At 44.7% G+C, this 24,812-nt stretch carries 35 protein-coding genes, 1 tRNA gene and 2 pseudogenes; 34 read left to right on the top strand and 4 right to left on the bottom strand.

Annotated elements, in window-relative coordinates:
* Positions 1-158 precede the first annotated feature (158 nt).
* The 7 genes and pseudogenes from DXA97_RS17780 to DXA97_RS21255 form a co-directional block, all read left to right on the top strand.
* The gene (locus tag DXA97_RS17780; RefSeq protein ID WP_207666855.1) at positions 159-533 is read left to right on the top strand and encodes an ATP-binding protein; all 375 of its coding nucleotides are present in this window, start codon (positions 159-161) and stop codon (positions 531-533) included.
* 262 nt (positions 534-795) lie between these two features.
* Entirely contained in the window at positions 796-1,173 is a 378-nt protein-coding gene (locus tag DXA97_RS17775; protein WP_118721290.1) for a hypothetical protein, read from the top strand.
* Positions 1,170-2,417 (top strand): hypothetical protein, encoded by a 1,248-nt coding sequence (locus tag DXA97_RS17770; protein WP_118721289.1) that lies wholly within the window; start codon positions 1,170-1,172, stop codon positions 2,415-2,417. The genes DXA97_RS17775 and DXA97_RS17770 overlap by 4 nt, the downstream gene beginning before the upstream one ends.
* A gap of 29 nt (positions 2,418-2,446) precedes the next feature.
* Complete coding sequence (locus tag DXA97_RS17765) at positions 2,447-2,836, top strand: hypothetical protein (protein ID WP_347561693.1); 390 nt, start codon at positions 2,447-2,449, stop codon at positions 2,834-2,836.
* A gap of 377 nt (positions 2,837-3,213) precedes the next feature.
* Positions 3,214-3,474, top strand: a complete 261-nt coding sequence (locus DXA97_RS17760; protein ID WP_243107741.1) for a phage holin family protein — start codon at positions 3,214-3,216, stop codon at positions 3,472-3,474.
* A 422-nt stretch (positions 3,475-3,896) separates the two neighbouring features.
* On the top strand, positions 3,897-4,361 hold the full coding sequence (locus DXA97_RS21260) for a lysozyme (protein ID WP_243107740.1): 465 nt from the start codon (positions 3,897-3,899) through the stop codon (positions 4,359-4,361).
* 87 nt (positions 4,362-4,448) lie between these two features.
* Positions 4,449-4,670 (top strand): annotated as a pseudogene (locus DXA97_RS21255) (CHAP domain-containing protein); the annotation flags it as partial.
* Positions 4,671-4,841: 171 nt separating this feature from the next.
* Here DXA97_RS21255 and DXA97_RS17750 read toward each other — a convergent pair.
* Positions 4,842-4,913, bottom strand: a tRNA-Arg gene (locus DXA97_RS17750).
* A 149-nt stretch (positions 4,914-5,062) separates the two neighbouring features.
* Here DXA97_RS17750 and DXA97_RS17745 point away from each other — a divergent pair.
* Together DXA97_RS17745 and queA are read left to right on the top strand one after the other, a co-directional pair.
* Positions 5,063-6,070, top strand: coding sequence for a hypothetical protein (locus DXA97_RS17745; protein ID WP_118721287.1), 1,008 nt, complete (start codon positions 5,063-5,065; stop codon positions 6,068-6,070).
* Positions 6,071-6,209: 139 nt separating this feature from the next.
* Positions 6,210-7,235 carry a tRNA preQ1(34) S-adenosylmethionine ribosyltransferase-isomerase QueA gene (gene queA, locus DXA97_RS17740; RefSeq protein ID WP_118721293.1) on the top strand — a complete coding sequence of 342 codons (1,026 nt, stop codon included), beginning with the start codon at positions 6,210-6,212 and terminating at the stop codon, positions 7,233-7,235.
* 121 nt (positions 7,236-7,356) lie between these two features.
* Here queA and DXA97_RS17735 read toward each other — a convergent pair whose 3' ends face one another.
* The 3 genes from DXA97_RS17735 to DXA97_RS17725 all read right to left on the bottom strand — a co-directional run bounded on the left by DXA97_RS17735 (position 7,357) and on the right by DXA97_RS17725 (position 9,751).
* Positions 7,357-9,096 (bottom strand): recombinase family protein, encoded by a 1,740-nt coding sequence (locus DXA97_RS17735; RefSeq protein ID WP_118651962.1) that lies wholly within the window; start codon positions 9,094-9,096, stop codon positions 7,357-7,359.
* A gap of 41 nt (positions 9,097-9,137) precedes the next feature.
* Positions 9,138-9,323 (bottom strand): hypothetical protein, encoded by a 186-nt coding sequence (locus DXA97_RS17730; RefSeq protein ID WP_118651960.1) that lies wholly within the window; start codon positions 9,321-9,323, stop codon positions 9,138-9,140.
* 68 nt (positions 9,324-9,391) lie between these two features.
* The gene (locus DXA97_RS17725) at positions 9,392-9,751 is read right to left on the bottom strand and encodes a helix-turn-helix transcriptional regulator (RefSeq protein ID WP_118651958.1); all 360 of its coding nucleotides are present in this window, start codon (positions 9,749-9,751) and stop codon (positions 9,392-9,394) included.
* Positions 9,752-9,935: 184 nt separating this feature from the next.
* Here DXA97_RS17725 and DXA97_RS17720 point away from each other — a divergent pair, with 184 nt between their 5' ends.
* The 25 genes and pseudogenes from DXA97_RS17720 to DXA97_RS22485 form a co-directional block, all read left to right on the top strand.
* Positions 9,936-10,178, top strand: a complete 243-nt coding sequence (locus DXA97_RS17720; RefSeq protein ID WP_118651956.1) for a helix-turn-helix transcriptional regulator — start codon at positions 9,936-9,938, stop codon at positions 10,176-10,178.
* A gap of 182 nt (positions 10,179-10,360) precedes the next feature.
* Complete coding sequence (locus DXA97_RS17715; protein ID WP_147355601.1) at positions 10,361-10,660, top strand: hypothetical protein; 300 nt, start codon at positions 10,361-10,363, stop codon at positions 10,658-10,660.
* Positions 10,661-10,665: 5 nt separating this feature from the next.
* Positions 10,666-10,821, top strand: coding sequence for a hypothetical protein (locus tag DXA97_RS20390; protein WP_177957878.1), 156 nt, complete (start codon positions 10,666-10,668; stop codon positions 10,819-10,821).
* A complete protein-coding gene (locus DXA97_RS17710) occupies positions 10,805-11,407 on the top strand; it encodes a cell wall hydrolase (RefSeq protein WP_118651952.1) in 603 nt (200 codons plus the stop codon). The genes DXA97_RS20390 and DXA97_RS17710 overlap by 17 nt, the downstream gene beginning before the upstream one ends.
* A 189-nt stretch (positions 11,408-11,596) precedes the next feature.
* Positions 11,597-11,950 (top strand): hypothetical protein, encoded by a 354-nt coding sequence (locus DXA97_RS19935; protein ID WP_147354088.1) that lies wholly within the window; start codon positions 11,597-11,599, stop codon positions 11,948-11,950.
* Positions 11,853-12,821 carry a RecT family recombinase gene (locus tag DXA97_RS17700; RefSeq protein WP_118651948.1) on the top strand — a complete coding sequence of 323 codons (969 nt, stop codon included), beginning with the start codon at positions 11,853-11,855 and terminating at the stop codon, positions 12,819-12,821. Before DXA97_RS19935 ends, DXA97_RS17700 begins: the two co-directional genes overlap by 98 nt.
* Before the next feature lie 15 nt (positions 12,822-12,836).
* Positions 12,837-13,796: a DUF1351 domain-containing protein gene (locus DXA97_RS17695; protein ID WP_118651946.1), complete on the top strand. Its 960-nt coding sequence runs from the start codon at positions 12,837-12,839 to the stop codon at positions 13,794-13,796.
* A gap of 9 nt (positions 13,797-13,805) precedes the next feature.
* Positions 13,806-14,603 carry a PD-(D/E)XK nuclease-like domain-containing protein gene (locus tag DXA97_RS17690; RefSeq protein ID WP_118721292.1) on the top strand — a complete coding sequence of 266 codons (798 nt, stop codon included), beginning with the start codon at positions 13,806-13,808 and terminating at the stop codon, positions 14,601-14,603.
* A gap of 19 nt (positions 14,604-14,622) precedes the next feature.
* A complete protein-coding gene (locus tag DXA97_RS17685; RefSeq protein WP_118651944.1) occupies positions 14,623-15,321 on the top strand; it encodes a DUF6291 domain-containing protein in 699 nt (232 codons plus the stop codon).
* 16 nt (positions 15,322-15,337) lie between these two features.
* Positions 15,338-16,213 carry an ATP-binding protein gene (locus tag DXA97_RS17680; protein ID WP_243101382.1) on the top strand — a complete coding sequence of 292 codons (876 nt, stop codon included), beginning with the start codon at positions 15,338-15,340 and terminating at the stop codon, positions 16,211-16,213.
* A 3-nt stretch (positions 16,214-16,216) separates the two neighbouring features.
* Positions 16,217-16,390 carry a hypothetical protein gene (locus DXA97_RS20385; protein ID WP_182436956.1) on the top strand — a complete coding sequence of 58 codons (174 nt, stop codon included), beginning with the start codon at positions 16,217-16,219 and terminating at the stop codon, positions 16,388-16,390.
* On the top strand, positions 16,387-16,695 hold the full coding sequence (locus DXA97_RS17675; RefSeq protein WP_118651942.1) for a hypothetical protein: 309 nt from the start codon (positions 16,387-16,389) through the stop codon (positions 16,693-16,695). The genes DXA97_RS20385 and DXA97_RS17675 overlap by 4 nt, the downstream gene beginning before the upstream one ends.
* 45 nt (positions 16,696-16,740) lie before the next feature.
* Positions 16,741-17,166 carry a RusA family crossover junction endodeoxyribonuclease gene (locus DXA97_RS17670; RefSeq protein WP_243101377.1) on the top strand — a complete coding sequence of 142 codons (426 nt, stop codon included), beginning with the start codon at positions 16,741-16,743 and terminating at the stop codon, positions 17,164-17,166.
* Between the two features lie 34 nt (positions 17,167-17,200).
* Positions 17,201-17,857 (top strand): hypothetical protein, encoded by a 657-nt coding sequence (locus tag DXA97_RS17665; protein ID WP_118651938.1) that lies wholly within the window; start codon positions 17,201-17,203, stop codon positions 17,855-17,857.
* A gap of 2 nt (positions 17,858-17,859) precedes the next feature.
* Complete coding sequence (locus tag DXA97_RS17660; RefSeq protein ID WP_118651936.1) at positions 17,860-18,186, top strand: hypothetical protein; 327 nt, start codon at positions 17,860-17,862, stop codon at positions 18,184-18,186.
* A 35-nt stretch (positions 18,187-18,221) separates the two neighbouring features.
* On the top strand, positions 18,222-18,500 hold the full coding sequence (locus tag DXA97_RS17655) for a hypothetical protein (RefSeq protein ID WP_118651934.1): 279 nt from the start codon (positions 18,222-18,224) through the stop codon (positions 18,498-18,500).
* A 119-nt stretch (positions 18,501-18,619) separates the two neighbouring features.
* Positions 18,620-19,222, top strand: a complete 603-nt coding sequence (locus DXA97_RS17650) for a hypothetical protein (RefSeq protein ID WP_118651932.1) — start codon at positions 18,620-18,622, stop codon at positions 19,220-19,222.
* 291 nt (positions 19,223-19,513) lie between these two features.
* Positions 19,514-20,269, top strand: coding sequence for a ParB N-terminal domain-containing protein (locus DXA97_RS17645; protein WP_118651930.1), 756 nt, complete (start codon positions 19,514-19,516; stop codon positions 20,267-20,269).
* A complete protein-coding gene (locus DXA97_RS17640) occupies positions 20,259-21,125 on the top strand; it encodes a hypothetical protein (RefSeq protein ID WP_177957866.1) in 867 nt (288 codons plus the stop codon). The genes DXA97_RS17645 and DXA97_RS17640 overlap by 11 nt, the downstream gene beginning before the upstream one ends.
* A gap of 3 nt (positions 21,126-21,128) precedes the next feature.
* Positions 21,129-21,572, top strand: coding sequence for a radical SAM protein (locus DXA97_RS17635; RefSeq protein WP_118721285.1), 444 nt, complete (start codon positions 21,129-21,131; stop codon positions 21,570-21,572).
* Positions 21,539-22,090, top strand: a complete 552-nt coding sequence (locus DXA97_RS17630) for a hypothetical protein (RefSeq protein ID WP_118721284.1) — start codon at positions 21,539-21,541, stop codon at positions 22,088-22,090. The genes DXA97_RS17635 and DXA97_RS17630 overlap by 34 nt, the downstream gene beginning before the upstream one ends.
* A 36-nt stretch (positions 22,091-22,126) precedes the next feature.
* Positions 22,127-22,525, top strand: coding sequence for a hypothetical protein (locus tag DXA97_RS17625; RefSeq protein ID WP_118721283.1), 399 nt, complete (start codon positions 22,127-22,129; stop codon positions 22,523-22,525).
* Positions 22,526-22,576: 51 nt separating this feature from the next.
* On the top strand, positions 22,577-24,022 hold the full coding sequence (gene terL / locus DXA97_RS17620; protein WP_118651922.1) for a phage terminase large subunit: 1,446 nt from the start codon (positions 22,577-22,579) through the stop codon (positions 24,020-24,022).
* Positions 24,023-24,032: 10 nt separating this feature from the next.
* A complete protein-coding gene (locus tag DXA97_RS17615) occupies positions 24,033-24,626 on the top strand; it encodes a hypothetical protein (protein ID WP_347561691.1) in 594 nt (197 codons plus the stop codon).
* A pseudogene (locus DXA97_RS22485) lies at positions 24,619-24,812 on the top strand (hypothetical protein); the annotation flags it as partial. The gene DXA97_RS17615 and the pseudogene DXA97_RS22485, both read left to right, overlap by 8 nt.

Raw genomic sequence — 24,812 nt, 5'->3', positions numbered from 1 at the left:
TAAGAGAACAAATCGTATCAAAGGTCTTCTCTGGGAAGGTGATGGTTTTCTGCTTCTCTACAAAAGATTAGATAATGGTGCATTCAGCTGGCCGCGTTCTGCAGAAGAAACACCGGCATCCCTTTACGAAAGGCGCTGTTGAGCAGCTGGTACGCTTTGTGAAGCTCACAGATGCCCGCAAATACGGAAGAGAAAGTTCAACCATTAATGGACTTGTTAAACCTTCCTGCCTGATTATCGATGAAGTAGGATGCTGTGTATTCGATAAAGAGAATACCCGAATGTTCTTTGACATCATCGACCGACGCTATAACAAAGAGGGTCCGAATACCATGATCTTTACCAGCAACAAAAGTCCGAATACCTGGGGCGAATTCTTTAATGAGGATTCCTCTTTACTGTGTGCCATGGACCGGATTTTCGATATGGCAACAGTCTTCATGATTCGGGGTAACAGTTATCGGGGTAAGCAATGCGAAACGATTGCTCTATCAGCAGGCGAGCCATTAACAATGAATAGAGCTACAGAATAAGGGAAGGAGTGGCTATTGCATTGGCGGTTTTTAATTGGCTAATTTTGGCTGATTCTATCCGACTCTGGGTGGTCAATTCCGCCCGACGCTAACACCCTCAAGATTGAGAGGCAGGGGAGTTGAATAGGCGAAGCCTATTTTTCATTGTCATATTGCACTATATATAGTGGATATATTTGCAAGTATTTATAACCACTATCATTTGACGTTTTATGGTGGTTGTGATATAATGAATATAACCACTATCGAAAGGAGAAGCACTATGCCGACCATCGTTCAACACTACGACAAGAAAACTGGAAAGACCCGTGTTTATGAGTCTACTCCTCACTATGATCCTGTTACCAAACAATCGAGACCCAAGAGAAAATATTTGGGCACACTCGATTCTGAAACAGGAGAGCTTATTCCTTCCTCCGGTCGTCGGGGCAGAACATCATCTTCTAGAAATGTAACCACCACAGAAGAAGGTATTGCTTCAGCTAAGATCACAGATCTCCAAAAAACTATATCCGAGAAAGAAGCCGAAATCGCATCTCTACAGTCTGAAGTGGAGGCCTTAAAAGCCACCATCAGATCGTACGAAAAAGTATGTGCGTCCATCTCCAATGCTTTAGGAAAGGCTCCCTGTGTTCAATGATCAAATTTACTGGCAATCTGCGCCTCGACTTTGAAAAGGCAACTGCGGAAATCACAAAACTGAAAGACCGAGTCCTGGGGTATCAGGAACAGATCGTTTCTCTGCAGGCTTCGGTCAGAAACCTTAAGCGGTCTAAAGAGTCCGACAAAAAACAATATATGGAATCTCTTGCTGAAAAAGATGCCATTATCAAGGAACTGCAGAACCGTCTTGCTCATGCAGAGGCTCTTCTTAATCACGATGGCAGTAATACCGGCACTCCTACATCACAGACACCGATAAATAAAAACAAAGTTATTCCAAACTCTCGCCGCAGCACAGGAAAGTCCAAGGGAGGACAGATCGGCCATACAAAAGTCTCCCTTGAGGCACCAGATGAATCCGAAATCACAGATACTGTCGGGCATCCATTGCAGGATGATGAATGCTGCCCCAAGTGCGGACTTACTGACTGCCTTCCAACCGGAGAATCCGAGGTAAAATACGAATACGATGTGCGTATCAAAGTCGTTAAGATCAAACACGAATTCTTTTATTATGAGTGCAATAACTGCGGTACAGTGTTCCGTTCGCAGATACCTCCGAGCCTTAAGGAGAAGGTTCAGTATGGCAGTGGATTGCAGGCTTTTGCTTTATCCCTCACAAACACAGTTAACGCTGCCATGAACAAAGCATCCATGTTTCTTGCCGGAATTACCGGTGGTGAATTAACTCCCTGTGAGGGATACATTGCAAAGCTCCAGGCACGTGCCGCAAAAGGGCTCCGCCAGTTCCGCGAGGATCTAAAGCTTGTCCTGATCACAAGAAAGATTGTTTACTGGGACGATACTATCATCTTCATTCTTGCGAAGAGAGCATGTTTCCGGTTCTACGGAGACGAATTCATTGCTTACTATACAGCGCATACGCATAAGGACAAGGAGAGCCTTGATGATGACAATGTTCTGAACCTCCTGACATCTGCTACAAAGGCCATGCATGACCATAACACCGTAAACTATAACGGCAGTTTGAATCGGAAGCTGCCGCTGATAACCATGCACTCAACCGAACATATATCGAAACTTGCCGCCGAAATGGCATCAACGAAATCGATGCACTGCAGCGTTTATGCGAAGGGAACCCTTATACGGTTGCAGAAATCTTCTCTGCATCACCCCACTGAATATACATCAGAATATCGAGTGAAAAGCGGCGTTATAGCTCCGCTCTATTTATCATGTCAGCAAATCGACTGTGAATAGTAACTAAACTGTTTGGTAAATACAGTTTTTTGTTTGACATCGGCGGTGCACTTTATGTCCTGATCGAGCTGATTTGGCGCGGCTGGAGCCACTGGACTATGTTTGTCCTGGGTGGCCTGTGCTTTGTCATATTTGGGCTGATCAATGAGGTGCTGCAGTGGGACACACCGCTGTGGCAGCAGGTGTGGATCGGCACGATCGGGATCACGGCTTTTGAGTTTTTGACTGGTTGCATCGTCAACCTGTGGCTTTGCTGGGGCGTGTGGGATTATAGCGTGATGCCTGGCAATGTCCTTGGACAGATCTGTCCACAGTACATGGTGCTGTGGGTGCCTGTGAGTTTGATCGGCATTGTACTGGATGACTGGATCCGGTACCGCTTTTTTGATGAGGAGCACCCGCATTGCAAATTAATATAGTACACAAAAAGCACCCGAATCCACGGCAAAAGGATTTTCGGGTGCTTTTTACTGCCTTTTGCAAAAGTATAACACAGATAGGTAATTGCGAAACTCAAAATTGAAATATGAGAACAGTTATCCACAATAAATGGAGATGATAGATACAGAAAAGTTAAATGACGGAATATTTTAGGCACACTTAAATAAGCCATAGGCTTTATTAAGTTGGTAAGTCCTATGCTATGAGAGACTTTAAGCTTCGAATGTATTCATGGTGGTTGATTTTGTCTGCAAGAACAACGGTAATAAGTTGGGTGATACTGGCAAGAATCAGATCAGCATGAAGCGTTTTTTCATTTTGAGTTCGACGTCCTGCAAAGGGCATTGCCAAAAAGGTGGCATATCTGTTTGTGATCGCCGTGGCTATGGTCATTGATTATATTATCATTCAGACATCAGATGTTTTAGGATTTACGCTGCCGAACACAATGCTGTCGTTACTTGTAACGGTTTGGTATTTATTAAATGAAGCACTGTCAATCACCGAGAATGCTGGCCGCATGGGCGCCCCGGTACCGGGCTGGCTTATGAAGTACATAGCAGCGCTGAAAAGCAAGATTGATAGCAATAGAGAGAATGGAGACAGTAAAGCGTAGAAGAAGGTGATCCAGATATCTCCCGCGGCGGCCCGGGTGACGGCCGCCATTGCGATATTGCAACAGAAATCATGTAGAGTATTGACATAAAATATGATATGATGTAGAAGCTGCCGAACCTCCAGCAGAAAGGAGGTGAATGCCTTATGGCAGAATTGTCCATCACTTTTCTTGTCTCTGTTTTAGCAGGAGTAGTTAGCCACTACATATGCAAATGGCTGGACAGAGATAAATAGGCAGCAACAGCCCGAACGGAGTAGTTCACCGTGACGAACAAGAAAACCCCAGAGGATTAGGGCCCTCTGGGGTTTTCGTTTTTGCCTTATGGAAGTCCATCACTTTCCTTAGCTGCCTACATCATATTCTATTTTTCTTAATTTGTCAATATTCCAAAAGTTAACGTTAACGGAAAGGAATGTCAAATGAAAATCTCAGAAAACGGATTGAAACTGATCAAGAAATTTGAGGGCTGCCGTCTGACAGCCTATCAGGACGCCGTAGGTGTTTGGACTATCGGTTATGGCACCACCAATGCGGACAAGGCTATCACCGGCACCACGATTTGCCAGGGGCTGCGCATTAGTCAGGAGACTGCAGATGAGTGGCTGCGCCAGTCTATTGACTGCAAATATGCCCCGAAGGTGGACAAGTACGACCGCTACCAATGGACCCAGAACGAGTTTGACGCCCTGGTGTCCTTTGCTTACAACATCGGCAGCATCGACGGTCTGACTGCACAGGGATCCCGAACGCGTGTGGAAATTGCTTACATGATCCTGGCATATAACAAAGCAGGTGGCAAAGTGCTGGCCGGGCTCACCAAACGCCGCCAGGAGGAGAGAACGCTCTTTTTAACTCCGGTGTTGGAGCAGATTAAGTCTGGCTAGCAGCAGGAGGACGGTGGTTGGCGTTACTACTACCGGGACGGATCCGGCCGTTGTGTCCGGGATGCCTGGTGGCAGGACGGAGATAAGTGGTACTGGTTTAACAGCGCGGGTCTAATGGTACACAATACTTGGTACCGATACAACGGCAGCTGGTACTACCTGGGTGCCGACGGCGCAATGGCAAAAGGCTTGCAGACGGTCGGTGGCAAGTGGTATTGCCTGGACGATACAGGACGCATGGTTACGGAGCCAGTGACTCTTACCCCGGACCAGGACGGTGCTCTGCAGTACCCCGAATTAAGCCAGTAAATATGCGCTTTTCAGAGGCATTTTTCGTGTTGCATTTCGTGTTGCATAGGCGAGAAAAACGGGGTGAAAATGCGAAAAATGGGAACAAATGCGGAAACTAGAAAACACGAAAAAACCCAGTATTTATGCGGGTTTGCGAGGAATCCGCTTAAATACTGGATAAAAGAAAAATGCGTCTGATAGGAATCGAACCTACGCACGCGGCTCCGGAGGCCACTGCTCTATCCACTGAGCTACAGACGCATCTCTATCATGATACTATACTTTTTTCGAATTTGCAAGGGGATTTGTTGATTTTTTAGCCTGATTTTGATATGATGTATCTGCTATTTGTATGCAATCAGAATGTGATACAGCAGTGGTAATTTTGAAAAGCTGGAGGATAACATTTTATGAAACATAACTGGAATTTTTTTCAGAATGAAAGTGCAGATGCAGAGAAAAAGGCACTGCTTCCGGTTCTTGTGATTCCGCTTGTAGTCATTGTGCTGATGATCGTGATCGTACTTGCGGATTACGGAAAAAAACGGGCAGAGGAACCGCCTACGGTAACGGAAACGGCAGAAACAGAGGAGCAGGAACCGGAGACAATGGCAGAAATCGGTGAATCTGCAGAGACAGAAACCGATACGGCAGCAGAAGCGGAGACAGAAGCTTCAGAAGAAAACGGGGATCCTTACGCAACGGAAAATCTGACTCATGACAGTGTGCCGGAAGTCTTAAGTCTGATGAAAAAATATTTTACTGCGCGGGCCAGCGGGGACGCAGACACCATGAATGAGATTTACGGGGTATCCGGTCTTTCCTTTACGGAGCTGGAGCACGAGAAAACCCGCCTGCGCAGCAATTCCAAGTATGTGCAGGAGTTTGACAATATTACAACCTATGTGCGCGATGGCGCGATGGCAGACAGCTGGCTGGTCTATGCACTGGCAGATATTAAGTTTCATTCCGTAAAAACTGCGGCACCTATGATTATGTGGTGCTACGTGGAGAAAGACAGTGAGGGCAATTACCATATCATCCAGGATGAAAACCTTTCGGAAGAGGTTCTGCAGCTGATCGATGTTTCCAATCACTCGGAAGAGGTGAGAAAGCTTGCTTCCAGTGTGAATGTGAAATTGAAAGAAGCGTTGAATTCAGACGAGGATTTAAACAGCGTTTACGGTGTGCTGCGTGACGGCTCTCCGGTTTACGACAATGGGGACGAGCCGGAGGTAGTGATCGGAGACGGGGAAACCTCTGAGAGCGGGGAAGATGGTGCAGAAGCTTCTTTGGAATCGAGTGAAGGAAGCGCGCAGGAGACAGGTGCAGAAACAGCCGTGGAAACAACCGCAGGTTCCGAGGTAAGCATCGGTGCGGAGTCTGGTGACAGCACAGCAGCGGATACCGCAAATTAGAATGAAAGATAAGCAAAGCAAGAGCAAGGCGTAAAGCAAGAGCAAGGCACAAAGTGAGAGCAAAGAGCCAGGCAAGAAAAAACAAATAAACAGCAAACAAAGAGTGAAGAAAAGAAAGAAGATAAGATAAATGGAAACCATGAATGTAAAAGACTTTGATTTTGACCTCCCACAGGAGCTGATCGCACAGGATCCGCTGGAGGACCGTTCTGCCTCCAGACTCCTGGTGCTGGACAAGAACACCGGAGAGATGGAGCACCGCCATTTCCGTGACATTACGGAGTATTTAAGACCGGGTGACTGTCTGGTCATCAACAACACCAAGGTAATCCCGGCGCGTCTGTTTGGCGTGAAGGAGGATACGCAGGCGAAAATCGAGGTGCTTTTGTTAAAGCGCCGTGAGAACGATATCTGGGAGACTCTGGTAAAGCCGGGCAAAAAGTGCAAGCCGGGCACGGTAATTGTATTTGGCGAGGGTCTGTTAAAAGGTACCGTCATCGATGTTGTGGAGGAGGGCAACCGCCTGATCCAGTTTTCCTACGAGGGCATTTTTGAGGAAATCCTGGATCAGTTAGGACAGATGCCGCTTCCGCCATACATTACCCATCAGTTAAAGGATAAGAACCGGTATCAGACCGTGTACGCGGAGCATGACGGCTCTGCTGCTGCGCCGACCGCAGGTCTGCATTTTACGAAGGAGCTGCTCGCGCAGATCGAGGCAATGGGCGTGAAGATTGCCCATGTAACGCTGCATGTTGGTCTTGGCACGTTCCGTCCGGTTAAGGTGGAGAATGTGCTGGAGCACCACATGCACTCGGAGTTTTATGTGGTAGAAGAATCCGAGGCGAAGAAGATCAACGACACGAAAGCAGCGGGCGGACGTGTGATCTGCGTTGGTACGACCAGTTGCCGTACCATCGAGTCTGCAACCGGGGAAGATGGAATCTTAAAGGCTGGAAGCGGCTGGACGGAGATTTTTATTTACCCGGGTTATAAATTCAAGATTCTGGATTGCCTGATCACAAACTTCCATCTGCCGGAGTCGACTCTGGTGATGCTGGTTTCTGCACTGGCAGGACGGGAACATATTCTGAATGCGTATAACGAAGCAATTAAGGAACGGTACCGTTTCTTTAGTTTTGGGGATGCCATGTTTATAGAATAACACCGTTTTCTTACAAAAGTAAGGAATCCCACATCTGAAAAATAATTGAATAATGGGATAAAATGAAACCCAGGAGCTATGCGGCTTCTGGGTTATTTTGTTCCCGACATTCATGCCGGTATCATTTTTGGTATATGAAAGTATGAGTAAGACCATTTCTAAACACGATGGAGGAAACACGCCCATCAATCACATAAACAGAATCTAAAATAGTTTCCATGTATATTTTGAGGACATCCGGCGAAACGGTCTGTGCCAGGGCTTTATAATAAATATAATCCCGACCAATGAGTTTTTTCGTAATGAGGAGATGGCTTGCTTGCCGCACAAAATCCTCATCCGATAATGTGGAATTGGCATCGTGCGTAACCATACCAAGCCGGGTGTTAATGTCCTGAATCCTGGAGGATATTTCATTTTTCTGTATGATGAAATCCTTTTCGGTCATTGCTCTTTCGGAATAAAGGTATAAATCCTGCAATCGCTTCAAGGCACGTTCCTGCTTTTCCTTATCCTTACGGAGAGCTTCGACTTCTGGATTGACAGCAGCCTTTTTCTTGCGAGGGTGTTTTACAGCAAAGACATAGGAACTATCCGAGCCGTACCGAGATAGAAGATTGTAAAATTCATTCAGACCATCTTCCGAGATATGCTGCACGTCCTTGAATGAGCCACCATAAAGCAAACGCTCTTCAAGTTCCGCAGGGGAGTTGATGGAGGAAAAAGAACTTTTTGCGTTGAGCATATTCAAAATATAATTTATAACAAATTCTCCAACAATCAAATCATTTACAGATGGATTATCACACTCGTGCGTTTTCCTCTTTTTCGGGCATGAGTAAGTGGTAGTGCGGAAATTATCTGCCTGCAATCTGCCGGGAGTGGAAACCAGTTTATTACCACATTTTCCGCAATAAAGGATGCCGGAGAACACATACACATTTTTTGCCCGGTGTTTTTGCCCTGGAAGATTGGCGGTTCTTTTGTTCGCATCAAGAATATCACATAATTTTTCGTGTTCTTCCAAAGTGAATATTGCAGGATGATGGTCTGGGACAAGCACCCATTCTTCCTCCGGGTTGAGAGTTCTGTTTTCAGTTCCTTTGTAATGGTTGTACCGGTAGACACCGGCGTAAAAAGGACTGGACAGTATTTTCCATACCGCAGTAGGGGACCAGAGCGCACCTGACCGGGTAGGAATTTTCTTATCGTTCAGTAACCTGGCAGTATGAATAATGGATTTATGCTCAAAATAATCTGTTTTCATAAGCTGACACACATCCGCTTCATCCTGGATGATGGAGAACGCAGAAGTTTCCGCATCGTAGGAATATCCATAAGGAATCCTGCCGCCATTCCACAATCCCTGGTTAGCTCTTGAAATCATTGTTGCAGTAACACGCTCCGATGTCATGTTGCGTTCGAGTTCCGCAAACACTAAAATGATTTTGAGCATAGCTTCACCCATAGCATTTGAAGTATCGAACTGCTCATTTTTGCTGACAAAAGTTACTCGCAGGGATTGAAGCTCTTCGTACATTTCTGCAAAGTCCAGAAGATTACGAGAGATACGGTCTATCTTCCAGACAAGTAAATGGGAGAATGAGCCGGCACGTATTTTCTGCATCATTTCTTGAAACGCAGGCCGGTCGGTGTTTTTCCCGGAGTACCCTGCATCCTCAAATATTTCGTAATCCTCAATGCCGAGGATAAGTTCACAATATGCGATAAGGTCCTTGCGCTGCATCGGCAGAGAATCCTTATCTATCTGATGGGTTGTAGATACACGAATGTAAATAGCAACCTTACGAGGGCGTTCTGCCCGGTTATTGGCTCTTCCTGCCAATGATTTATTTCTCATAATGATTTTCCCATACAACAAGAAAAGCCCCATGCCTGGGGCTATATCGTGTCGATATGCGGTGCATATTTGTTCAGCACTGCCCAAACGACATTTTTATCATCTGAACTGGCAAGCTGATAGCAAGCGAGCAAACGTTGGAGTTCCTGAACGTAAGCATCACGCTCGCTGTCATTGCCTTTGGATGATGGCTCATACAGCTTTATGATATTGTCAGTTTTTGACATAGCACACCGTCCTTTCTGAAATTATTCCGGTTTATTAAGACGCCGGTATCTGGCATAGTCCAAAGTGATTACGCGTTCATCTTGTCGGCATACTTTTCGGGTTGGACCATATGAGTGCGTAAGAAGTCCAGACACAGTTGCTGTCTGTCCGCCGGTATGTGGGAGAAAACCTCAAGAAGTTCCTGCTCCATATCGGATAACTCACTATTTTGCGTTGATGGTTTTGCGATAGGTGGATTATCGCCATATACAAAATCATCCAATGTCATGTTGAGGTGTTCAGCCATTTCCATAACAATGTCCAGTTTCGGGGATTTTCCTGCTTTCCAGCTCCCTGTATTTCCCTCTGCACGCCCTATATCACGCAGAACTTGTGTTATTGTAGTGCCTCGCTTTTCACAGGCTTCACGAAATCTATCGTATAACATAATGACCTCCTAAAATAAAAACTCAAAAAAATGCGTTACAGGGGTTGACCTACTCAAAACTATGAGTTATAGTTACCAATGTAAGATGCATTTGAGAATGAAATAAAGATTACATACTCATTATTTTACATGAGAACCTTACAAAAGTAAAGAATAAGCGGAACCGAGAAAGGGAGGGTGCGAGATGAAGAAAAGACTTCCGCCTTGGTGCAAGTTGGTAAAGCACACCTTAATTGACAAGGACATGGATGTGTCCGAGCTGGCAACAAAAACCGGGCTGGCAAGACCATATTTATCCTCAATTATTAACGGCAGGATTTACAGCCAACCGGCAGTAAACAAAGTGAGCGATTGCCTGGGAATCAGCAATGATTACGACGCCATTTATCAACCTGCTAATAGTATAGGGCAAAGCGAAGAGAACTGACATAGAGGATGGTTACAGGATATGAACGAAAACGTGTATTTTGAGTGCAGGAAAAGAGCTGCAATACATAATGAGAGATTGAACAGCAGAGCCGGGGCGGCTGAAATACTTGGGATTTCCGAATCAACCTTGCACATTACGAATTGGGAATAACGAAAAACATTCCTGTAGATGTGGTTGTGATGATGGCGGAGGTGTACAACGCACCAGAGCTGAAATGCATCTACTGCAAGAGCGAATGTCCGATAGGAAAGGAACTGCCAATAGCAACAGAGGCAGGGAACATAGAGGGCATTACGGTAAGAATGCTTTCAGGGTTGGAGGATGAGAAAATCGACAAAATCCAAAAAACATTATTGAGGATTGCCGAGGACGGAAAGGTTGAGGCAGCCGAGAGAGAAGAACTGAAAGAAATGGTTCAGTCTTTAGATGGAGTTTATAAGGCTATTACAGAACTGCGAATGATGGCGGAGAGGAAGTAAAAATCATGGAACTGATTGACAGACTGAAAGAAGTCCTGAAAGAAGAATTTAATATTTGCTCTGACGAGGAACTTTTGGAGGCTGTACAGTCGATGCCAGAACTTGATTTAGGGATATTCGTTACGCCGCTGAAAGGAGATAACAATGCAAAGAGCGCATAAAAGAAAAATTAAGGTCCTTGTAGTTGATGCGGCGATGATGTTTGCCGCAGTTCAAATGACAGTGTGTATGCATGGGAAACAAAGATATACTGCATCAGCGCAGGATGTATCTGGTTATGAAGTTTCTATTGAAGATAACACACAAACAATTACCACAGAGGAACCGCAGGAAACATTCAAGACAGAATATACCAGCACAATCATGAATGAAGAAATAAATGCAGATGATGCCTATATGCTTTGCAAAATAGCCATGGCAGAAGCCGAGGGCGAAGATGTGGAGGGGAAAGCTCTTGTCATGTTGGTAGTTCTGAATAGAACAAAAGCAGAGGGATTTCCTGATACGGTGTCAGAAGTGATTTACGAAAAAGGGCAATTCACACCGGTTGCAAACGGAAGATTCCAAAAAGTTGAGCCGAACAAAGAATGCTTTGAGGCTTTGCAGATGATTGTATCAGAAAAATGGGACGGCAGCCTGGGAGCAACCTATTTCGAGAGTGAAAGCAGTAGAACATGGCACAGAGATAATCTGAATTACCTGTATTCGCATGGCGGGCATGATTTTTACATAGACAGGGAGGAATGAGAAAGATGCTGGAACGCATGATAGTGAAACACTGGATAGCATTAACTGTTGGATTCACACTGTTAGGAGTGCTCATCAGAGTGAGATACAACACGCAGGGGCATTTTGCAATAGGCGGCGAATGGTTAGCACCGGCATTTATGCTTTTTCTGGAATGGCTCATAAGGATGATGAGAGGAGTGCTGATTGATGCAGGAATTATACGAGGACATAAGAAAAGACGCAGAAAAGCAAGGGTACAGCATGACAGACAGGAAGTTTACAGAACTGGTGCAGTACGCAGAGAGAAAAGCGGCAGTAGCCGGTAAGGATGAATCTTACATTCCGTATTTACTCCCGGACGTGATAAAAGAATATTTTATCAGAAATGCAATAAATGAAGTTTCAACCGGGATGATGGAATTTGAGAGATATATAAAAACACAAAAACAGGAGGTTACAGACGATGGCAGAAATGACAGAAAAACAGTGGCTTTCAGGGGTGCAGAGTTCGATTATCAAGGAATTAACTACCCACAAAGCAGCATTGCCAGCAGGATTTAATCAGGAGCGTTTCGCCTTGAATACGGTTACGGTTATTTCCGAAATGCTGAAAGACAAAAAGAAAAAGACGGAGCTTTGCAAGCTGACATTTGAATCAATGGCAGTGTGCTTGTGCAAAGCGGCATATCTGGGGTTGGATTATTTCAACGGAGAATGTTACGCAATTCCGTATGGAGGGGAACTTAATTTTCAAACGGACTATAAAGGCGAAATCAAAATGTGCAAGAGATTTTCCAGAAATCCGATTAAGGACATTTTTGCAAAAGTGGTCCGACAGGATGATTTCTTTACAGAAGAGGTGGACGCAGGCGTTCAGAATGTAATCTACAGACCACAGCCGTTTTCCAACAAGCCAATGATTGGAGCTTTTGCGATTGTAGTTTTCAAAGATGGCTCAATGATGTATGACACCATGAGCGTAGAAGAAATCGAGAATGTCAGAAATACATATTCCAAAGCCAAAGACAGCCAGGCTTGGAAGAGTAGCACAGGAGAGATGTATAAAAAGACAGTCCTCCGCAGATTGTGCAAGCTGATTGACCTTGATTTTGACAACATCGAACAGCAGAAAGCATATCTTGCAGGCGGCGATGTGGAGTTTGAAAACGGTCAGCCGGTGTTCATTGATGGAAGAACAGCTACAGCCGCATTACCGGATAATGGCGCGCCGGTTGATGTGTTCGCGCAGATGGAGCAGGCGAAGAAAGAGCCTGTACCGGTAGAACAGTCACAACCGCAGGAAACAAAAGAACCGACACAGCAGGCAATTCCTTTTGAACAGCAGCAGGAGGAACAGCCACAGCCGATGCCTGATGGCACGGGTTTTATGATGCCGGATGAATCAGCAATGGACGATTTACCTTGGAAATAACAGGAGGATGAGAAAATGAACGAATTACAGGTAGTAGTAAAACAGGAAGTAGGAAAAATTAACTGGAATTTTGAAGAATTGAAAACGGCACTTGCCACAGAGATGAAGAAATACACTGGCATTGTGTTTGACGATGATTCAATCGCAGATGCGAAGAAAACCGTTGCATATCTTAGAAAGTTAAAAGAATCCGTTGAGGACAGAAGAAAAGACGTCAAAAAGAAGTGCCTGGAGCCATACAATGAGATGGAAAAACAGGCAAAGGAGCTGACACAGCTTATTGATGAGCCTATCAATACGATTGCAAAGCAGGTAAAGGATTACGAAGAGGAACAGAAAAAGAAGAAAAAAGAGGAAATTCTTGCATACATGGCAGAAGTGTTTGCAGAATTACCGGAAACAGTTGCCTCTAAGCTGAAATCTAAGATTTATGACAGTAAGTGGGAGAACAAATCCACCACGAAGAAAACCTGGCAGGATGCGGTAAATACTGCATTTGAGAATACAAAAGGCGACCTGAACATCCTTGATGGAATTGAGGAAGATTTCAGAGAGGATGCGAAAAAGGTATATGAGAGAAATCTGGTATTATCCGAGGCGTTATCTAAGGTCCAGGAGCTTCGCAAGCAGAAAGAAATGATTCTGGAAAGAGAAAGACAGAAGAGGGAGAGAGAAGAGGCGGCAAAGCGTGAAGCACTTGCCAAAAAGGAAGAACAGCCGCAGGAACCAGAGAAAGCACCGGAGCCTGTCGCTTCTGCAGAACCTAAGACTGAAATGGGAAAGGCAATCGAAAGCATTGAAAGACACGCATATCAGCAGGCAGTAACCGGAACGATTGCTAATCCGGTAACACAGCAGCCGGGATTAAGTGGAGGCAAAAAGATTTGGACAATCCAGGTCAGAGGAAACGAAGAACAGCATAAAAAGATTCTGGATTATATCAAATTTGTTGGAGCAGAGTACAGGGAGGTCTAAGAAATGGGAATGCAGTTGACAGAAGAAAATTATTATTCAGACATTGCAAATTATGAGTATATGTCCGTATCCCAGTTCAAGGATTTCAACGGTACATATGGCAGGGTGGCTTGCGAGGAGGCTGCCCTTGCAAAACTCAAAGGCGAGTATGCGCAGGCAAGCTCAACAGCATTGATGGTTGGCAGCTATGTTGATAGATATTTCGAGGGTACACTTGATGCATTTAAGAGTGAACACACGGAAATGTTCAAAAAAGATGGAAATCTGAAAGCGGAATATGTAAAAGCGGATGCGCTGATTCAGAGAGCAGAGAGGGACGAACTCTTTATGAAATATATGTCCGGGGAAAAGCAGGTCATAATGACCGCAGAACTGTATGGAACACCCTGGAAAATCAAAATGGACAGTTATATTCCGGGAGTTGCGATTGTGGACCTTAAAGTTATGGCATCCCTTACAAAATTGGAGTGGGTGCGAGATATAGGATACTTAGATTTCGTCCGCTACTGGGGGTACGACATCCAGGGCACAATATATCAGGAAGTCGTATATCAGAATACCGGAAAGAGATTGCCGTTCTATATTGCCGGAATCAGTAAGGAAAGCACACCGAATATTGAGATTATCCATGTACAGGATAATTACCTGAGAGAGGCGAGGGAGGTTGTAAAAGCAAATATCAATCACGTACTGGCAGTAAAGAGAGGAGAAATCGAACCTTTGAGATGCCATTGCTGCGATTACTGCCGGGAAACTAAAGTCCTGAAAAGACCGATAGGAATAGCCGACCTTGTAGCAGAAGTTTAGAGAAATTGGAGCGGATACAATGGGAAAGTCAGAGGACAAAAAGAGCTTTCAACTTTATAACGATTATATAGACCACTTCTCGCTCATGTCTGATGAGGAGGCTGGAAAGCTGATAAAGGCAATCTTCTGTTATGTGAATGATTTGCCTTGTGAAGAGCTGGCAGGACTGCCTTTAATGGCTTTCTCCTTTATCCGGTCACAGCTCAAAAGAGATAGCGACAAGTACGATGCCAGATGTGAGATAAACAGAAGAAACGGAAAGCTGGGAGGTAGACCGAAAAAGGTACAGACAGAAGAACCGAAAAAACCGGATGGTATGGAAGAAACCCAGTCGGTTCTTGATATTCCTGGAATAGAGATGGCGGAAGAGAAAGCACCGGAGCAGGAAGTACCGCAGGAGCCACCAAAGAAACCGAAGAAAACAGAGTACAGCACAGATTTCCAGAGATTTTGGAGGATATACCCAAGAAAAGATGGAAAAGGCGAAGCGTATAAGAAATACAAGGCACGCCTCAATGATGGATGGTCACCCGATGAATTGTGCGAAGCGGCTGAAAATTACAAGAAAAAACTGGTTCGAGAGAGAACAGAGAGTAAATACATAAAACACGCCAAGACGTTCCTTAGTGAGAATACACCTTTTGAGGACTTCTTGAATAAACGGGAAAATAATAGGGTTGAGGAATCACAAGAGGATGAGGGAAACCCATTCAGATAGATTGGAGGCATAGCAGATGGAGGGAACAGCAGAATTGTTCACAGGATTTGCAGAGAGGATTGCAAGAGAAAAAGGAACACAGCAGGAAATGATGCGCGAGGGAGATTATATCGAGGACGGTCTTATCCATTGCGGAAAATGCAGAGGGAAAAGACAGACCAGAGTAAAAATCCCCGGCGGTGATGGGGCAACCATTACGGTTCCTTGTATCTGTAAATGCGAGGCAAAGGCAGAAGAGGATAGAAAGAAGCAGGAAGAGGCCAGACAGGAATTACAGCGCATGGAACGCCTGCGGTCAGCAAGTCTTATTGAGAACAGATTGAAAAACGCCAACCTTGCCACATTTCAGCAGAACAAAGATAATGCACAGCTTTATAAGATAGTCAGAAATTATGTGCAGAATTTTGACGAGATGTACAGGAACAATCAGGGGTTACTTCTGTATGGTCCAGTTGGAACCGGCAAGAGTTATGCTGCCGCTTGCATTGCAAACGAATTGCTGAATCAGAAAATACCGGTAATAATGACATCATTTGTAAAAATATTACAGATGATACAGGACAAGCAGGTGGAGGAATCAGAGCTGATAGCAAGGCTGAACAATGCAAAGCTGCTTATCATCGATGATTTAGGAACAGAGCGCAATACGGATTATGGACTGGAAAAGGTTTACAACGTGATAGACAGCAGATACCTCGCAGGAAAGCCGCTGATTCTGACAACTAATTTGATGTTGACGGATATGAAAGAAAACATGGATACGAGATACAAAAGGATATATGACAGAATTTTTGCGATGTGTTTTCCGCACAGAGTAGCCGGGGCATCCTGGAGGATGAACCAGGCGGCGGATAGATACGATGAGATGCGAAAGAGATTATTGGAGGATTAAGCGATGGAAAAAGTAGCGGAGTTGATTTGTTCAACAGTGGAGGACCGGTCAATCATGACTGGAATCCTGGTAAAAAACGGATACACAGTAGGACCGGGCAGAATCCCTAGAAAATCAGGGAAATCTTATGATTACACCTTGAAAATATACAGAGAGAAAGAGGAGGAAAAGTCATGAGCTTAGAGAAAAAGATATATCGGGAGTGGGCGTTTACAGGAAACGAATCGGAAAAAGCCAGTATCAATCGTGAAATTTACAAAGAACTTTGTGAAAAGTACAAAATTTCAAGATATGAAGTGGAAAACCCGGATGATTATGACATCGTATTAAAAAGAACGGCCGGATATAATCATTCAACCTATGCAGTCATTAAGAATAACACAAATCTGTCGCAGTTGGAGCTTGCCTTGATTTGCGATGATGGAAACCTTTGCTTTGGTTACACAATGGAGGGTTCACTGTTCTATATTTTTGAAGATTAGAAAGGCGATGAATCAATGATACTGGAAATAACGGAGGCTGGCGATATGAAATCAATCAAATTTACAGTACCTGGAAATCCGTTCGGAAAACAGCGACCAAAATTCGCCAGAATGGGTACATATACAAAGACTTACACGCCAAAAAAGACAACACAGCATGAAAAAGAGGTTGCAGAGTGTTTCCTGGAAGTTGCCAGAGGCAGGAGATTTAAGGAAAAGGAGCCTCTTGATATTCGCATCATAGCATATTATCCGATACCACAATCAACCTCAAAGAAGCGGCGGAAAGAAATGCTTGAGCATAGAATCAGACCAACAGTGAAGCCGGACCTTGATAATGTGGCAAAGCTCATATATGACGCGTTGAATGGCGTAGCGTGGTATGACGATAATGCGATTGTAGATACGCAGGTGCGAAAGTTCTATTCTGATACACCAAGGGTGGACGTATTCATCCGGGCAGTGGAATAGATTTTCAAATAAAACATAGGAGGATTCAAACAAAATGAGTATTTTAAATTACGAGGAAATGACACTGGAAAGCGATACATTCCAGGCGGCAAGAGAAACATTCAATCTGATGATGCAGAAGTTATTCAGAAAGATGGAACAGTCTGATATGGACGAGGGAAGTATCGACCTCAAAATCAGCATCGAACTGAATGAGGATTTCGTACCGCAGGAAGATGGAACAACGGTAAGAATCAAAAAGCCTCTTATCAAGCATAAGATTTCCACCGTTGTGCCGGTAAAGGACAGTGCGGACGGTAAGAGAGATACAGGAATGTGCCTGGTATATGATGAAAAGCTGAAACGATATGTGCTGAAATATGTTTCTACCGGAGGACAGATGAACATTTTCGATATGGAGCAGCAGGCAGAGAACGATGCAGATATTGTGGATAGTGAAACACCAGCCGTTGAGGGACAGCCTACATACTTCCTACCGGACAATCAGGCGAATGAGGAATCAGAAGAGCCGCAGGAGGAAGAGCAGGACGGCGAATCAGACGGTATGATGACCGTACCCGATAATGTGGATGAGGAAACAGATACCGACGTTCCTAGCGGCGATTACGATAGCACAGACGATAGTGGTATGCCATTACCATTCAGCGAGGGCGATGATGATTACCCATACGATGACCCGATGGAGGAATAGAGATGTTCAAGAGAGAAAAGAGAATGCATAGCTTTATTATCAGAGCACAGGAAATCCTTGCAGATGGAAAAAGAGAAGAATCGGCAAAGATGGTCATTCAGGGGTTACAGTATTACTCCAATAAAATTATCGGAGCGGTACAGCCATATTCCAAAGCGGATGCAACTCTGTTGGTAATTGCGTTGAGATACCTGGCAGACCAGGTGGAAAAGAAAAACGGTTGCGCATTGGCAGTAAAAGCATTAAGCAAAACCATTGAATTTCCTGAACTGGAAGAGGTCGAAAAGGTAAGGAAAGCAACAGAGGGTTTGAGCAAAGAAAGTGAATAATCAAGATTCAAGCCTTGGAAAGGAGGCGATAAAGGATGAAAAAGGCGAATCGTGGAAATTTTGGAACCTGTGCAAAATGCCGCCAGCAGATATTATGGATTAAGACCATAAACGGTAAGAATATGCCAGTAAACGCAAGGCTGATAACATACCGGGTTCCGAAAGAGGGAAAAGGAAAAGAGAGAATCGTCACACCGAACGGTGAAACGGTAAGCGCGGAAATTGTACAGCCTGGGACGCAGGATGCCACCGGCGTAGGGTACATTTCACATTTTGCCACTTGCCCGGTTGCTAATATGTTCCGCAGAAAATAAAAAAATAGAGCCTCTTGCAATACGATGATTGACAATCGGCTCATAAAACACAAAAACTACTGTCATTTTATTATGACAATTCCGAAAAGTCAATCTGTAATTGTAGGAGGTCAGAGAAAGTGGGAAAAGCAGAAAGAAGAGTATCACTCACGAAAGAGGAAATAAAAGCACTCTGTGAGGAGGCTGCCGATAAAGCAGTTGAGAGAAGCGAAAAGGCAAGAAAAAAGAGTATTGCGCAGGAAAAGAAAACCCTCCTGTATAATACCAAAAAGCTGTTAGAGAATTACACGAAGCTGAAAGACTATGCAGAAAAGGCAGTCTGCACTATTGATGAGGCAGAGCAGGTGGATGAGAGCATCGTAAATATGGATGTTCTGTACGGATTCAGAATCTTTGATGAAGATAAAACGTTACATAGGCAGTTAAAGGGAATCAATGCAGTAAAATTTATGCTTGCACACGTAGACCGGATGCTGGAAGTGTACCAGAGAGAGTGCGAAACCTCATCGAATGAGATTATACAGCGCAGATGGAAAGTCATTCAGATGATGTACCTTGACAGAGAGAAAAAGAAGAGCACAAAGGAAATTGCGGAATTTTATAACATGGAATTGTCCACAATCCAGAAAGATGCAAAAGAGGCACGAAATGACCTGACGGTGCTATTTTTCGGCTTAGATGCTATGATTTTGCATGATTTTGGGAACCCGATGGATAAATAAAAAACCGTTCGGTTTATTTTGAATCCGTTTTTTTTCCTTTGACCGTCAATTCGACCGATGATATAGTGTATGGTGCAATCAGAAGAAGTTTTGATTGTAAAGAATGTGGCTGCTGTACTCGTTCTTTTTCTCGTGTGGCAGGAGAAATACCTGCCACGCTCCTAAAATTAAATATCAGTAACATGAAAAGTCATATCTGAACATGGTATGGCTTTTTGTTTTGTCCGGAATGAGGAGCGCAGAGGATGAACAGACGCAGGAGCCGGGGAAATGAAAGGAGCGAGGCAATAAATGAACAGCAGCATTGAAATTGTCATGCGGAAGATTGGAGAACTGAAACCGTATGAGAACAACCCAAGACATAATGATATGGCGGTGGATGCAGTAGCAGCATCTATTCAGCAGTTTGGATTCAAAAATCCAGTTATCATTGACAAAGATGGAGTGATTGTCGCAGGACACACCCGATATAAAGCGGCAAAGAAGCTGGGAATCACCGACATACCATGTATCAGTGCAGATGATTTATCGGACGAGCAGATTAAGGCGTTCCGGCTGGCAGACAACAAGACCGCAGAGCTGGCAGAGTGGGACGAGGACTTACTGGGAAAAGAAATGCAGGGAATCATAAACATTGATATGAGCCAGTTCGGATTTTCTGTTGGGGAGGATGAACTGGGAGAGGAGATGCAGGACGATAAGTACACTCTGAAAGTCAAAATACCGCAGTATGAAATTACAGGAGAGTGCCCGGAAATATCTGATATGCTGGATAGCAGCAAGGCGGATGAGCTGATACAGGAAGTTGAAGCCACAGACATCCCGGAGGAGATAAGGGAGTTCCTGATACAGGCGGCACGCAGACATAATGTATTTAATTACCGGAATATCGCAGAGTATTACGCACACGCAGAGCCGGAAGTGCAGAAATTGTTTGAAAAGTCCGCACTCGTAATAATTGATGTGAATGATGCCATAGCAAACGGATATGTGCAGTTGGCAACTGACATCACAGACATTATGGAGGGCGAAGCCGATGAGGAATGATTTCGCAGTTTTCATACTGACACATGGGCGAGCCGATAATGTGGTTACGGTTCCTGCAATTAAAAAGGCAGGATATACCGGTAAGATATATTTCATCATAGATGATGAGGACGAGCAGGCAGAAGAATATAAAAAGAACTTCGGGGCAGACCGAGTGATTATATTTGATAAGCAGGCAGCATATGACCGGGCAGATACGATGGATAATTTCAACGACCACAGGGCAATCATTTATGCTCGCAATGAATGTTGGAGGATTGCGGAAGAACTGGGGCTGAAATACTTCTTGATGCTGGATGATGATTACAAAAGCATTGATTACCGGTACGAGGAAGATGGAAAGCTGAAATATAAGCCATCGCATGATTTTGACAGAGTGTTTGAAGATATGATTCAGTTCCTGGAGGTGTCGGGAGCTGATACAGTGGCATTTTGCCAGGGAGGAGATTTCGTTGGAGGAGTAGACGGAGGAAACTTCCACAAAGGATTATTACGAAAGGCGATGAACAGTTTCTTTTGCAAGACAGATACGCCGATAGAGTACAGGGGAACCATGAACGAAGATGTTGTGACATATACAACATTGAGCAGCCGGGGACACCTGTTCTTTTCAAATACACAATATTGCGTGGTACAGTTGCCAACCCAAAGCCTGTCGGGAGGAATGACAGATGCGTATAAGGAGGGCGGCACGTACCTAAAAACCTTTTATGCGATTATGAGTATGCCGAGCGCTGTAAAAGTCAGCATGATGTATACCACGCACAAGAGAATACACCACAGGATAAACTGGGAACACACAGCCCCGAAAATCCTGAATGAAAAGTGGAGGAAAGAGAGAAAGGAGGATACCTAGAAAATGGAGAAAAACATAACAGGCGAAAAGATGCTAAGCCATATAGACAGGATTGCAGGGGAAAAGAAACCCATAACAGCAGATATATTCCTCACAAATTATTGCAATAACAGATGTCCCTATTGCACCTACGGACGGTGGGAGCTGGATACAGGGGCGCAGGCAATGAGATATGAGGATTTTATCACATACGCAAAAAGACTGGCAGTTATGGGTGTACAGGGATTTATACTGACCGGTGGAGGAGAGCCGACCATCAATCCTGATTTTGAAAAGATTGCAGGATGGCTTACCGAGAACAATTTCCAGTGGGGAATAAATACGAATTTCAATAAGCTGGTAAAGGTCAAACCGAATTACTTGAAAGTGTCCCTTGATGCGTACAGCATGAAAGCTATGAGCAGTTGCGAGGCGTGGCGGCATATGAAACAGTCCGGGAGAACATAAAAGCGTATGCAGCATGGAAAAAAGAAAACAGTCCTGGCACATCTCTTGGAATCCAACAGCTTGTAAAAGAGCCGGAGGATGTAAAGAGATTTTACGATGCAAATAAGGACCTGGACGTTGACTACATGGTTTTCAGACCAGTGGAAAGCACCGCAGGAAGTTACTACAGGGATGAGAGGAAAAAGAGAGATGCGGAGGAAATAAAGAAAATCGTATCGGATATGGCGATGGATGATGAAAGGGTGACGCTCAATTTCAAATGGGGATTACTCGACAGGCAGGAAGAGAGATGCACCGCAAGCTGGGCGCAGATGGCTTTAAATGAAAAAGGCGAAGTCATGTACTGCTGTCATAAGCCGTATCAGATTATAGGTCATATCATGGACGAAGATATTCTGGCAAAGAAAATGGCGGCGGTAACGGATATGTCAATGTGCGACATACCTTGTAGAATGACAGCCCCTAATCTGGAGGTCAAAAAGATGGAGCAGACGAGAAAGGACGCTTGCTTTATTTAATTTTATCGGAGTTGAGAACGAAGCGAGGTGGTGGCATTGGCAAATGACGAAAATCTGATACCTATGAACCGCCGAACAAAGAGCGAGCAAAGAAAAATCGCCACAGCAGGAGGTAAAGCATCCGGGGCAGCGAGGCGTAAGAAAAGGGATATGCGAAAGGCAGCCGAAATGCTGTTGAATATGCCGGTATCGAATAAGCAATCGACCATGAAAGCCACGCTCACAGCTTTAGGGATTGACGAAGAGGATATGGACTACAGTATGGGAGTGATGGCGGCAATGTTGGTGCAGGCGGCGAATGGAAATGTAAATGCTGCAAAGTTCCTAAGAGATACCGCAGGGCAGAACCCAACGCAACAGCTACAAGAAAAAGAATTTGAATACCGGAAGAAACAGGACAGAGAGGCAAAGAAAGCCGAAGAGGATGGAGCATGACCGGTGGAACGCCAGTAGAAATATATCTGCCAGAAAAGGAGGGCGAGGACGATGAGTAATATCAAAGTCATACGGCCGCAGAAAGGACCGCAAGAAAAATTCCTTTCAACAACAGCAGATATTGCTATTTACGGTGGAGCCGCAGGAGGCGGAAAGTCATACGGATTGCTGATTGAGCCTTTGAGGTATAAGAACAACAAACGGTTTGGTGCTGTAATATTCCGACACGAATATAAGCAGATATTCAACCAGGGCGGCTTGTGGGATACGAGCAATGACGTATATGGAGATATAAAGGGAGCCGATGGAAGATACAGCGCAGGTATGTGGAAGTTCAAAAACGGTATGACAGTTGCATTTGACTATATCAACCGAGATGATGATTTGCAGAAATGGCAAGGTTCGCAGATAACCATGATAGGATTTGATGAGCTTACCCATTTTTCCGAGAAACAATTTTTTTATATGCTATCCCGAAACCGTAGTGTTTGCGGAGTAAAGCCATACATGAGAGCAACTTGCAATCCAGATGCGGATTCGTGGGTTGCTGATTTTATTTCATGGTGGATAGACCAGGACACCGGCTATCCGATAAAGGAACGTTCCGGCAAGAAGAGATGGTTCGTCCGCATTAACGAAACTGTTATGTGGGCTGCCACAAGGAAAGAGGCTGTACAGATTGCCCTTGATGCCAATATAGGCGAGGAAGAGGCAGAAACAATGCCGAAATCTGTCACATTCATTATGTCCACGTTGGATGATAACAAAATCTTGATGAAAGAAAACCCAGGATACAAAGCCAACCTGTTAGCATTGACGGAGGTTGAGAGAGAAAGGCTTCTCCGAGGCAACTGGAAGATTAAGGCAGCCGCAGGCTTGATGTTCCGCCGCACAAAGGTAAATATGCTGGAAGAATTACCGACAGACGTTATCAAGTGGGCGAGAGGATGGGACCTTGCAGCCACATCCGAGGATGAAAAGGGCGACCCGGCATATACAGCCGGTGTTCTTATTGGCAAGAGGAGGAACGGACGTTATATCATTGCCGATGTTATCAATAAAAGACTTAGCTCGGCAGATGTCCGGGAGATAATAAAGCAGACCTGCATTACCGATAGGGCAAAGCACAAAAGAGTTTTCACAAGACTTCCGCAAGACCCAGGACAGGCAGGAAAGGACCAGGCGCAGAGTTTCTTAAAATTCTTAGCCGGTTTTACTGTTAAGTGCATCCCTGAATCCGGGGATAAGGTTACAAGAGCAGAGCCGTTTTCTGCACAGTGGTTAGGACTTGAGGGAATGGATAAAGGCAACGTTGATGTGCTGATAGCTCCCTGGAATGAGATGTATTTCAACCAGGTTGAGAGTTTCCCGGAAAGCAAGTTCAAGGATATGGTGGATGCGAGCAGTTCGGCGTTTACAGAACTTGAAAGCGGAAATACATATTCCGCACCTCCGACAGATGGAGGATTGAGCAAAGAAAGTTACTGGCGAAAGTGAGGTGGTAAAGATGGCCGATAACAAAGAAATTGGACGAATAGGACAAAGGCGATATGGTGGAGTGATTTACGAAGAGTTCCTGCATGAGCTTAGAGGAAAACGAGGGATAGAGGCTTACAGAGAAATGTCTGAAAATGACGATGTTGTAGGCGCTATCCTTTTTGCTATCGAGATGTTGGTTCGACAGACTGATTGGAACGTGGAACCTGGAGGAGATAGCCAGGCAGATATTGATGCGGCAGAGTTTGTCGAAAGCTGCATGAATGATATGCAGAACACATGGATTGACACCATATCAGAAATCTTGTCATTCCTCACATTCGGATGGAGCTATCACGAGATTGTTTACAAACGAAGAATGGGGAGGACAAAAGACGGTAGAACACGAAGTAAATATGCAGATGGGCTTATCGGATGGAGAAAACTTCCGATACGAGCGCAGGAAACCCTTTACCAATGGGAGTATGACGATGAGGACAATCTGAAAGGAATGACGCAGATGCCGCCTCCATCTTACAACCTGTACACGATTCCGATTGAAAAGGCATTGCTTTTCCGAACCAAGAGCCGAAAGGACAACCCGGAGCAGGTCTATTTTGCGTAATGCGTACCGTTCCTGGTATTTCAAGAGAAGAATACAGGAGGTTGAGGGCATCGGTATTGAACGTGACCTTGCAGGACTTCCGGTAATATATGGACCGTCAGATTTAGATATCTGGAATCCTGACGATGAGCAGGCGCAAGAAATCCTGAACGGATTACAGACGCAGGTTAGGAACATCCGCAGGGA

Origin of the sequence: Clostridium sp. OF09-36 (genome assembly GCF_003481985.1) — a bacterium.
Taxonomy (GTDB): domain Bacteria; phylum Bacillota; class Clostridia; order Lachnospirales; family Lachnospiraceae; genus Brotaphodocola.
Note: the sequence above shows the minus strand (reverse complement) of the source record. Positions and strands in the feature narration are given on the sequence as shown.

Excerpts from the sequence above, each read along its gene's own strand:
- DXA97_RS17775 (WP_118721290.1), top strand. The coding sequence starts at position 796 with ATGCCGACCATCGTTCAACACTACGACAAGAAAACTGGAAAGACCCGT.
- DXA97_RS17770 (WP_118721289.1), top strand. The coding sequence starts at position 1,170 with ATGATCAAATTTACTGGCAATCTGCGCCTCGACTTTGAAAAGGCAACT.
- DXA97_RS21260 (WP_243107740.1), top strand. The coding sequence starts at position 3,897 with ATGAAAATCTCAGAAAACGGATTGAAACTGATCAAGAAATTTGAGGGC.
- DXA97_RS17745 (WP_118721287.1), top strand. The coding sequence starts at position 5,063 with ATGAAACATAACTGGAATTTTTTTCAGAATGAAAGTGCAGATGCAGAG.
- queA (WP_118721293.1), top strand. The coding sequence starts at position 6,210 with ATGAATGTAAAAGACTTTGATTTTGACCTCCCACAGGAGCTGATCGCA.
- DXA97_RS17735 (WP_118651962.1), bottom strand. The coding sequence starts at position 9,096 with ATGAGAAATAAATCATTGGCAGGAAGAGCCAATAACCGGGCAGAACGC.
- DXA97_RS17730 (WP_118651960.1), bottom strand. The coding sequence starts at position 9,323 with ATGTCAAAAACTGACAATATCATAAAGCTGTATGAGCCATCATCCAAA.
- DXA97_RS17725 (WP_118651958.1), bottom strand. The coding sequence starts at position 9,751 with ATGTTATACGATAGATTTCGTGAAGCCTGTGAAAAGCGAGGCACTACA.
- DXA97_RS17720 (WP_118651956.1), top strand. The coding sequence starts at position 9,936 with ATGAAGAAAAGACTTCCGCCTTGGTGCAAGTTGGTAAAGCACACCTTA.
- DXA97_RS17715 (WP_147355601.1), top strand. The coding sequence starts at position 10,361 with ATGATGGCGGAGGTGTACAACGCACCAGAGCTGAAATGCATCTACTGC.
- DXA97_RS20390 (WP_177957878.1), top strand. The coding sequence starts at position 10,666 with ATGGAACTGATTGACAGACTGAAAGAAGTCCTGAAAGAAGAATTTAAT.
- DXA97_RS17710 (WP_118651952.1), top strand. The coding sequence starts at position 10,805 with ATGCAAAGAGCGCATAAAAGAAAAATTAAGGTCCTTGTAGTTGATGCG.
- DXA97_RS19935 (WP_147354088.1), top strand. The coding sequence starts at position 11,597 with ATGCAGGAATTATACGAGGACATAAGAAAAGACGCAGAAAAGCAAGGG.
- DXA97_RS17700 (WP_118651948.1), top strand. The coding sequence starts at position 11,853 with ATGGCAGAAATGACAGAAAAACAGTGGCTTTCAGGGGTGCAGAGTTCG.
- DXA97_RS17695 (WP_118651946.1), top strand. The coding sequence starts at position 12,837 with ATGAACGAATTACAGGTAGTAGTAAAACAGGAAGTAGGAAAAATTAAC.
- DXA97_RS17690 (WP_118721292.1), top strand. The coding sequence starts at position 13,806 with ATGCAGTTGACAGAAGAAAATTATTATTCAGACATTGCAAATTATGAG.
- DXA97_RS17685 (WP_118651944.1), top strand. The coding sequence starts at position 14,623 with ATGGGAAAGTCAGAGGACAAAAAGAGCTTTCAACTTTATAACGATTAT.
- DXA97_RS17680 (WP_243101382.1), top strand. The coding sequence starts at position 15,338 with ATGGAGGGAACAGCAGAATTGTTCACAGGATTTGCAGAGAGGATTGCA.
- DXA97_RS20385 (WP_182436956.1), top strand. The coding sequence starts at position 16,217 with ATGGAAAAAGTAGCGGAGTTGATTTGTTCAACAGTGGAGGACCGGTCA.
- DXA97_RS17675 (WP_118651942.1), top strand. The coding sequence starts at position 16,387 with ATGAGCTTAGAGAAAAAGATATATCGGGAGTGGGCGTTTACAGGAAAC.
- DXA97_RS17670 (WP_243101377.1), top strand. The coding sequence starts at position 16,741 with ATGAAATCAATCAAATTTACAGTACCTGGAAATCCGTTCGGAAAACAG.
- DXA97_RS17665 (WP_118651938.1), top strand. The coding sequence starts at position 17,201 with ATGAGTATTTTAAATTACGAGGAAATGACACTGGAAAGCGATACATTC.
- DXA97_RS17660 (WP_118651936.1), top strand. The coding sequence starts at position 17,860 with ATGTTCAAGAGAGAAAAGAGAATGCATAGCTTTATTATCAGAGCACAG.
- DXA97_RS17655 (WP_118651934.1), top strand. The coding sequence starts at position 18,222 with ATGAAAAAGGCGAATCGTGGAAATTTTGGAACCTGTGCAAAATGCCGC.
- DXA97_RS17645 (WP_118651930.1), top strand. The coding sequence starts at position 19,514 with ATGAACAGCAGCATTGAAATTGTCATGCGGAAGATTGGAGAACTGAAA.
- DXA97_RS17640 (WP_177957866.1), top strand. The coding sequence starts at position 20,259 with ATGAGGAATGATTTCGCAGTTTTCATACTGACACATGGGCGAGCCGAT.
- DXA97_RS17635 (WP_118721285.1), top strand. The coding sequence starts at position 21,129 with ATGGAGAAAAACATAACAGGCGAAAAGATGCTAAGCCATATAGACAGG.
- terL (WP_118651922.1), top strand. The coding sequence starts at position 22,577 with ATGAGTAATATCAAAGTCATACGGCCGCAGAAAGGACCGCAAGAAAAA.
- DXA97_RS17615 (WP_347561691.1), top strand. The coding sequence starts at position 24,033 with ATGGCCGATAACAAAGAAATTGGACGAATAGGACAAAGGCGATATGGT.